We start from the raw sequence: 7,418 nt of genomic DNA on the forward strand, positions 1-7,418 counted from the left end.
TATTGAATGCGCTGGTCACAGCCATTCGTTGATGGCCGCCACGAGGACGGTCGCCTGGTAGCGGACCGCGAGTTTGTCGTACCTCGTGGCCACGGCGCGGTGCCTCTTGAGGTGGTTGATGTCGCACTCGGCTGCGTGCCGAGCCTTGTAGGCCTGCGGGTCGAACTTCGGCGGCCGGGCGCCGCGTGAGCCGCGTTTCGTGCGATGGCGCGACTGATCGGCCCTGTCCGGGATGGTGCGGCCGATCCCGCGCCGCAGCAGGGTCCCACGAGTCAAGATCATCTCGTTTTCAAGATCCACTTTCGATGCGCGCCCTGGCCGGGCGGCTGTTGTCGGGTGGTGTCAGGTCTGGGTGTCCGTCAACGCGGGGCCGAAGTCCATACCCTGGTGACGGTCCTCCGAGCGGAGCGGCACGCCGAGGCCGAGCAGCGGCTGTACCAAGCGGTGATCCGGACCGCTTGTGACTATCGCTGTCCCGGCTCTGTCTCCGAAGCTGCCGCAGAGGGGCTCGCTGGAACCAGGAAGGCGTGGCTGCCGGACTCGTCCCGGAGAAAATCTTCGGGGAGGTGTCGATCTGACCGCGTTCCGTTCGTCGTCATGGTGTACGGCGACCCGCCGTGCGAGGGCACAACAGGACCTGACAGGAGTCGGACCGTGAAGTACATGCTGCTGATCAATGCCGCCGCGATCGACGAGAAGGGCGCGGCCGCCGAGTGCAGCGTCGAGGACTGGGTGGTCTACGACAAGGAAGTGAAGGACGCGGGGATCTGGGTTTCCGGGGAGTCGCTGGCTGATCTGGTCACTTCCACCACGGTACGGGTCGGCCAGGACGGCAGGCGGACCGTCACCGACGGGCCGTTCGCCGAGACCCGCGAGGTCCTCGGCGGCTTCTATGTCATCGACGTACCGGATCTGGACGTCGCACTCGACTGGGCTGCCCGCTGTCCCGGCGCGCGAGGCAGCGGATCGGTTGTCGTCCGTCCGATCGCCGAGTTCGGGGCCTGACGGTGGAGGACGAGGGAGTCGCCGGGTCCGACATGCCCATCGAGTCACCCCACCCGTCGCCGGTCCGGTCGTCCGTGGAGTCGGTGTTCCGTGAGGAGCACGGTCGGCTGCTGGCTTCCCTCGTCCGCCGCTTCGGCGATCTCGACCTGGCCGAGGAGGTTGCCTCCGAGGCCGTGGAGGCGGCTCTGGTGCACTGGCCGGTCGGGGGCGTTCCGGCAAGGCCCGGAGCCTGGCTGTTGACCACGGCGCGGCGCAAGGCCGTCGACCGCCTGCGGCGTGATCAGGCATACGCCGCTCGCCTCGCCTTTCTGCAGGTGGAGGCGGACCGGGCCGATCCCGCCCCGCCCGCGGACGTCGACGGCGGCCTGCCCGACGAGCGGTTGCAGCTGTTCTTCACCTGCGCCCACCCTGCCCTGGCGGCCGAGGACCGCACGGCGCTGACCCTGCGTTGCCTGGCCGGGTTCACAACGCCCGAGGTAGCGCGAGCCTTTCTCGTCTCTCCCGCGACGATGGCCCAGCGGATCGTGCGGGCGAAGAAGAAGATCCGCGAGGCCCGTATCCCGTTTCGCGTGCCCGGCGCCGACGAGCTGCCGGAGCGTCTGCCCGGGATGCTCCAGGTCATCTATTCGATCTTCACCGAGGGGTACGCGGCCAGCTCGGGCCCACGGTTGCAGCGGCTCGACCTCGCGGAGGAGGCCATCCGGCTGGCGCGGATCCTGCGCCACTTGATGCCCGCCGAGCGTGAAGTCGCCGGCCTCCTCGGGCTCATGCTGCTCATCCACGCGCGACACGAGGCCCGGACCGGCCCGGACGGTGAGCTCGTGCTGCTCGACGACCAGGACCGCAGCCGCTGGGACCACACGATGATCGAGGAAGGAAGCGGCCTGGTGGTCTCCGCGTTGACCGGCGGACCTCCCGGCCCGTACGGGGTGCAGGCCGCCATCGCCGCCCTCCACAACGAGGCGGCCGACCTCGCGACCACCGACTGGCCACAGGTCGTAGCACTCTACGACGTGCTGCTCCAGCTCACCCCGTCCCCCATCGTCGCCCTGAACCGGGCGGTGGCGGTGGCGATGCGCGACGGACCGCAGGCAGGCCTGGCCCTGCTCGACGAGATGGCCGACGAGCAGGCACTGCGCCGCTACCACCCCTACCCGGCCGTCCGGGCGGACCTGCTGCACCGGCTCGGTCGGCTGCCCGAGGCTGCCACGGCCTACCGGGAAGCGCTCCACCTGGCCGGCACCGAACCCGAACGGGGCTACCTGAGACGCAGGCTGAACACGGTCCTGGCATCCGGACCGGACGACGGAGCCGGTCGCCATCCTTGCCGTAGAACAGGTCGTGGTTACCGGAGCTCCAGTTCCCCATAGCCTGGAGTCCGTCGTTGATCTCGCGGCGCAGCTCCGCGTCGGCGAGGTAGTCGAAGATAATGACGGATTCTGCTGCCCGGCACCGTGCCCGAGCCCGAGCCGGCCGACACCAGTCCGGCGCCCGCCACCGCTGCCTGCGGGCCGGTGCGCACCCGGGAGAACGCCTGCGACGGCTACCGCCGCGCGCTCGCCGCGCACCAGGCAGCGGCTCCGCGGCGCCGCGTGGACCAGGCCATCGCGGAAGCCGTGCAACGGCAGACCGCCGCAATGCGGGAGCTGAGCCGTCGCGCGTTCCCCGAGCCCAAAGCGGCGACCGGCGATGCGCCGGCCCCGATCGCAGGCCCGTGTCCATCGCCACCACCAGGCCGCCGCGACCGAGCCGGCTGCCCTGCGTCGGGCTCGTGCCGAGAGGGCCGGTGCAAGGCGCAGCCCACCGCAGTTGGGGCGGACCGCGTGGGGCTGGAGGGGGTGAATCGCGTCGTGGAGGTTTCGCTGCTGATTCGCCGGTTCACGGAGCGGATCAACAGCTGGGCGCGAACCAGCTCGGCGATGATTGCGGGGCAATCACTCGGCAGCGTGTGGTTGCCGTCGGGGTGGCCCTGCCCAGGCCGGACAAGGGTTTGGTGGTGGACTCCCCAATGGGGGAGTCCAGCCCTTGCCCACAGCGGAGTCGGCAGTCCGGGGGCGCGCGTCGGGCCTCCCGTGGGGAGCCGGGAGGTGCGACGCGGCCCCACCCGGAGGAGGTGTCCGTAGGCGGGCCGACCACGGGGGTGACCTCGCCTGGGGGAGACGGAAGATCACATTGCCCGCGGGCGATCAGGATGGCACCGGATTCAGCCCAGGCGATAGATATGTGACTGAAAAACGTTCGACCAGGCGCCGGTCTGCCGCCCCAGGGGCATCTGGCCGGTCACCACCAACCCCCTGGGCGACCCTGTGGCCACCCGGCAGCGATCGGCTGGATGCTCTCCACGCAGCGCGCGCCCGGAATATCCCCGCCGCCTCGATGTCGTCGAACAGCTTCGGTACGCCCGGTCGGACGTGGAGGTTCACGACTCCCCGACCGACACGGTGCGCGCCGCTGCGGCCGCCGTGACGCCCCGCTCTCGGTGCCGGGCTGACAGAGCAGCCGCGGGCAGGTCTGTCAGCGGGTGTCGAGCAGCAGGGTCCGGCCCTGTACGGGCGCGATATCGGGCTTTCACCAGGCGCCCGCCACGCACCGGTCAAACACCGGCGCGACATGTGGAGCCGGCCTTCGCGCAGGCGGTGGAGCGGCAGACCAAAGAGGAGCTGACACAATGCCTGGACTCGCCTGTAGGTGATCACACAGCAGGCGAGCTTCAGAAACGCCTCGCGGGTGTCGTCGCGGATCTCCCAGCGGATCCGTGGCCGTCGGAAGCCGTAGAGCCACGCGTTCGTTCGCTCGACTACCCAGCGGACCGAGCCCGGGCCGGAGCCGTGCGGAACTCCGCGTCGGGCGATGACCGGCTTGATGCCGCGCTTTCACAGGAGCCGACGGTACTTGTCGAAGTCGCAGTCCCGGTGGGCGAACAACTGCCGCGGCCGGTGACGGGGGTGACCGGTCACTCCGCGGATCCGCGGGATCGCGTCGAGCAGGGGCAGCAGCTGGGTGATGTCGTGGCGGTTGCCACCGGTCGGGGTGATGGCGAGCGGGGTGCCGCCTGCGTCCGTGATGACGTGATGCTTCGAGCCGGGCCGGGCACGGTCGACCGGGCTCGGCCCGGTTTTGGGCCGCCCCGACGGACCTGGTGGTGGGAGCCGTCGATCACCGCCCCGGGACCAGTCCAGCTTCCCGGCACGGTGCAGCTCGGTCAGCCGCACCTGGTACGGCCGGTCCCGCACCCCGGCCTCGTGCCAGTCCCGCAGCCGGCGCCGGCACGTCATCCCGGGCCCGACGCCGAACTCCTGCGGCAGCCACTCCCACTGGATCCCGGTGTGCAGCACGAACAGGATGCCCTGCAGGCCACCACGGTCGTCCAGTGGCAGCCGGCCGGGATGGCGCGGACGCCGCTGCCTGACCGGCAGCAACGGCTCGATCCGCCCCCACAGGTCATCCGGCACCATCCACGGAGGACCATTCCCCTTCGCCACGGCTCGTTCAACGAGCCGGCCAGGAAGGGGGTATGGCTACGACCAGGCTTTCTGTCAGGCGCTCTGACAACGGCTAACACAATGAAGTGAATCGGTGCTGGTGGCCGTGTCCGAGACGGCAGCCGAGCGTTCGGTCCGGTGTGGGGACGTCGCCGTGGATCGTGCGGGACGCGCTGTGGGATCGCTTTGAGCCGCTGCTGCCGCAGCGGGAGCGGCGCTTCCGCTACCCAGGCCGCGAGCCGTTGCCCCACCGGGACGTGCTGTGCGGGATCCTGTACGTCCTGCACACCGGGATCCAGTGGGAGTACCTGCCCAAGGAACTGGGCTTCGGCTCGGGCATGACTCGCTCTGTCGAAGGATTTGAGGAAGCGGGGCTGGAAGTCCGGCGGGCCGACCACGGTGTTCGCGTTCATGCAAGCCCTGGGGTTGATCAACGACTACGCCCGGGGATGTACGGTCAGGCCCGAGGTCCAGCGCATCCGTGAAGAATTCGACCGCCCAGCACGAGCCGCCTCTGAAGCTGGTCGGACCGGATCTCTGCGGTAGCGGTCAGCCGGCGATGAGGCGCTTCGGAATGCGCCCGGAGGTGCGGAGCCCCTGCGGGTCGGGGATGTGGTTGTAGAGGGTGCCGGGGCTTACGCCGAGAAGCTTGGCAATCGAGGCGATCGCGTTCTCGGGGTTGGGCAGCATGTCACGGGCGGCCCGGATGGTCCCGAGGGTGGCGACGGTGGGCCGGCCGCCGACGCGGGCGGCGTCCAGGCCTTCGCGGGTGCCGGAGATGATCAGCTCCCGGATGAACTCGTCGAGCGCGGCGAAGACGTGGCAGACCAGCTGGCCGCCTGGGGTGGTGGTGTCCAGACGCTCGTGCAGCGAGAGAAGCCGATATCCGCGGCGCCGCAGCAAACGCCGGTCATGGTTCACCAGGCGTTCGGCGAGCGGCCGTAGCGGTCCAGCGCGGGGACCACCAGGGTGTCGCCGGCGGCGAGGAACACGTGGCACGCCTTGAGCTCGGGCCGGAGGTCGTCCTTGCCGGACTTCTTGGTGGCGAAGATCCGCCGGCACCCGGCGGCGGTGAGGGCGTCGATCGGGTGGCCGAGCTTCTTCCCGCTGGTTGATACCCGGGCGTAGCCGATGAAGGCTGGCCGACCGTCTCCGTGGCGCGTGCAGCACTGCGAAGCCCGCTACCCGGCCCTGGCTCGGGGGAGGTCAGGGTCAGGCGCGCTCGGGGGCTCGGGTTGGTTCCTCGTCCGGCTCCTGGGCCCTTACCCGTAGCTTTCCCCGGGCTGCTCGGCGAGCCAGCCTGCGTTGTTCCGCCGTCGCCCAGCGGTCCGCCCGGGCCGGGTCGAGAGGTGTGCCGTGGCCGACGTGGATCCGGGTGGGCTTGAGGTCGAGCATCGCGCGGAGGCTGCCGAGGTTGGCGAGCGGGTCGTCGTGGAAGGGCGGGTTGGCGGGGCGGCCCTTGATCAGGCCCATGAAGGAGTTCGCGATGAGATCGCCGGCCACCAGGTCGCCGTCGTCGGTGAGGACGGAGACGGAGCCTGCGGTGTGGCCGGGGGTGGGGATGATACGGGCGTCGGCGCCGAACTCCGCGAGGTCGGTCACGCCCCGGACGACGAGGTCGGGTTCGAATGGTTCCGCCTGTTCGCGGAGTTTCGCGTTGCGGGCCATGAGCCGTCCCATCGGGCCGGTGGGCAGGTACGGTTCGCGGACCTGGCCGGTGCGATAGGGACCCAGGTCGGCGGCGTGAGCGGTGATCGGCGCGCCCGTGAGACGGCGCAGTTCGGCGGCGGAGCCGAAGTGGTCGATGTGGCCGTGGGTGACGACGATGAGGCGGACGTCCTTCGGGTCGACGCCGTGGGCGGCGACCTGTTCGGTGATGCGCCGGCCGCTCCCGGGGGTTCCGGCGTCGACGATGATCGGGTGGCGGCCGAGCAGCAGGTAGGCGTTGACGGCTCGCCGGCCCAGGACAGGGATCGGGACAACCTTGGTACAAGACACGAGGGTGCTCCTTCACGAACGGCGGTGTACGGGTGGGCGACCGCGGCTGCGGTCGGCGGTTCAGCGGGCGGTGGCGTGAGGGCGGAACCGGCGGCGGTACTCGGCAGGGGTGGCGCCCAGGCGGCGGCGGAAGGCCCGGTGCAGGGTCTCGACCGACCCGAGTCCGCTGGCGGCCGCGATCTCGGGCAGGCTGCGTGCGGACTCCTCCAGGAGGCGGCGGGCCGCCTCCACCCGGACCGCCTCCAAGTAGTCGGCTGGGGTGCGGCCGGTGCAGTCGCGGAAGACCCGGGCGAAGTGGCGCACGCTCAGGTTCATGCGGGCGGCCATGGCCTCGACCGGGATCCGCTGGGCGAGGTTGTCGTCGATCCAGCGGCGGAGTTCGTCGATGCGGTCGTCGGCGCTCGCCTGGAGAGAGAGCGGCACGCTGAACTGGGTCTGTCCGCCGGGGCGTTTGACGTACATGACCATGGCGCGGGCGGCGTCGAGGGCGATCGCCGGTCCGTGGTCCTCTGCCACCATGGCGAGGGCGAGGTCCAGGGCGGCGGTCACGCCCGCGCAGGTCCAGATCCGCCCTGCGCGGATGAAGATCGGATCCGGGTCGACCGTGATATCCGGGTGCTGGGCGGCCAGTTGGCCGGCGGTGAGCCAGTGCGTGGTGGCGGGCAGGCCGGTGAGAAGTCCGGCCTCGGCGAGCACGTGGACGCCGGCGCACACGCCGCCGACGCGCCGTGCGGCCGGAGCCGCGGTGGTCAGCCATCCGACGACCTCAGGGTCGACGACGGCCTGATACCGGCCGCCAGCACTGTCCATGGCGCCGGCCACCAGCAGGGTGTCGACGCCCGGGCTCACCTCCGCCAGCGACCGCTCGGCGACCAGGCTGATCCCGGCGGCGGTCGGCAGCGGGCCGGCCTGCACGGCGGTGACCTCAACCCG

General features: G+C 70.8%; 8 protein-coding genes and 2 pseudogenes. 4 read left to right on the forward strand and 6 right to left on the reverse strand.

From position 1 onward, the window contains the following. Positions 1–15: 15 nt before the first annotated feature. Positions 16–276, reverse strand: a complete 261-nt coding sequence (locus tag AB0K09_RS26725) for a hypothetical protein (protein ID WP_366067950.1) — start codon at positions 274–276, stop codon at positions 16–18. 378 nt (positions 277–654) lie between these two features. Between AB0K09_RS26725 and AB0K09_RS26730 the strand changes: the two genes are divergently transcribed. Both AB0K09_RS26730 and AB0K09_RS26735 read left to right on the forward strand, forming a co-directional pair. Next, positions 655–1,005 (forward strand): YciI family protein, encoded by a 351-nt coding sequence (locus AB0K09_RS26730; protein ID WP_366067951.1) that lies wholly within the window; start codon positions 655–657, stop codon positions 1,003–1,005. Positions 1,006–1,037: 32 nt separating this feature from the next. Further along, complete coding sequence (locus tag AB0K09_RS26735; RefSeq protein ID WP_366067952.1) at positions 1,038–2,375, forward strand: RNA polymerase sigma factor; 1,338 nt, start codon at positions 1,038–1,040, stop codon at positions 2,373–2,375. A gap of 1,302 nt (positions 2,376–3,677) precedes the next feature. Here AB0K09_RS26735 and AB0K09_RS26740 read toward each other — a convergent pair. After that, a pseudogene (locus AB0K09_RS26740) lies at positions 3,678–4,460 on the reverse strand (IS5 family transposase); the annotation flags it as partial. A gap of 167 nt (positions 4,461–4,627) precedes the next feature. Between AB0K09_RS26740 and AB0K09_RS26745 the strand changes: the two are divergent. Both AB0K09_RS26745 and AB0K09_RS26750 read left to right on the forward strand, forming a co-directional pair. Continuing rightward, positions 4,628–4,831, forward strand: a pseudogene (locus AB0K09_RS26745) (transposase); the annotation flags it as partial. A gap of 16 nt (positions 4,832–4,847) precedes the next feature. Beyond that, a complete protein-coding gene (locus AB0K09_RS26750) occupies positions 4,848–5,033 on the forward strand; it encodes a DNA-3-methyladenine glycosylase I (protein WP_366067953.1) in 186 nt (61 codons plus the stop codon). A gap of 3 nt (positions 5,034–5,036) precedes the next feature. On the opposite strand, the gene AB0K09_RS26755 is transcribed toward AB0K09_RS26750, so the two are convergent. The 4 genes from AB0K09_RS26755 to AB0K09_RS26770 form a co-directional block, all read right to left on the reverse strand. Continuing rightward, complete coding sequence (locus tag AB0K09_RS26755) at positions 5,037–5,390, reverse strand: recombinase family protein (RefSeq protein WP_366067954.1); 354 nt, start codon at positions 5,388–5,390, stop codon at positions 5,037–5,039. A gap of 14 nt (positions 5,391–5,404) precedes the next feature. After that, the gene (locus tag AB0K09_RS26760; RefSeq protein ID WP_366067957.1) at positions 5,405–5,620 is read right to left on the reverse strand and encodes a recombinase family protein; all 216 of its coding nucleotides are present in this window, start codon (positions 5,618–5,620) and stop codon (positions 5,405–5,407) included. A gap of 79 nt (positions 5,621–5,699) precedes the next feature. Beyond that, on the reverse strand, positions 5,700–6,485 hold the full coding sequence (locus AB0K09_RS26765; protein WP_366067955.1) for an MBL fold metallo-hydrolase: 786 nt from the start codon (positions 6,483–6,485) through the stop codon (positions 5,700–5,702). A 60-nt stretch (positions 6,486–6,545) separates the two neighbouring features. Beyond that, positions 6,546–7,418: helix-turn-helix domain-containing protein (locus AB0K09_RS26770; RefSeq protein WP_366067956.1), on the reverse strand; the 873-nt coding region annotated here is incomplete at its 5' end.

The organism is Streptomyces sp. NPDC049577, assembly GCF_040675635.1.
GTDB lineage: Bacteria > Actinomycetota > Actinomycetes > Streptomycetales > Streptomycetaceae > Streptomyces.

What these genes read in the sequence shown, in the direction of transcription:
- AB0K09_RS26735 (WP_366067952.1), top strand. Translation starts at nt 1,038, where the DNA reads ATGCCCATCGAGTCACCCCACCCGTCGCCGGTCCGGTCGTCCGTGGAG.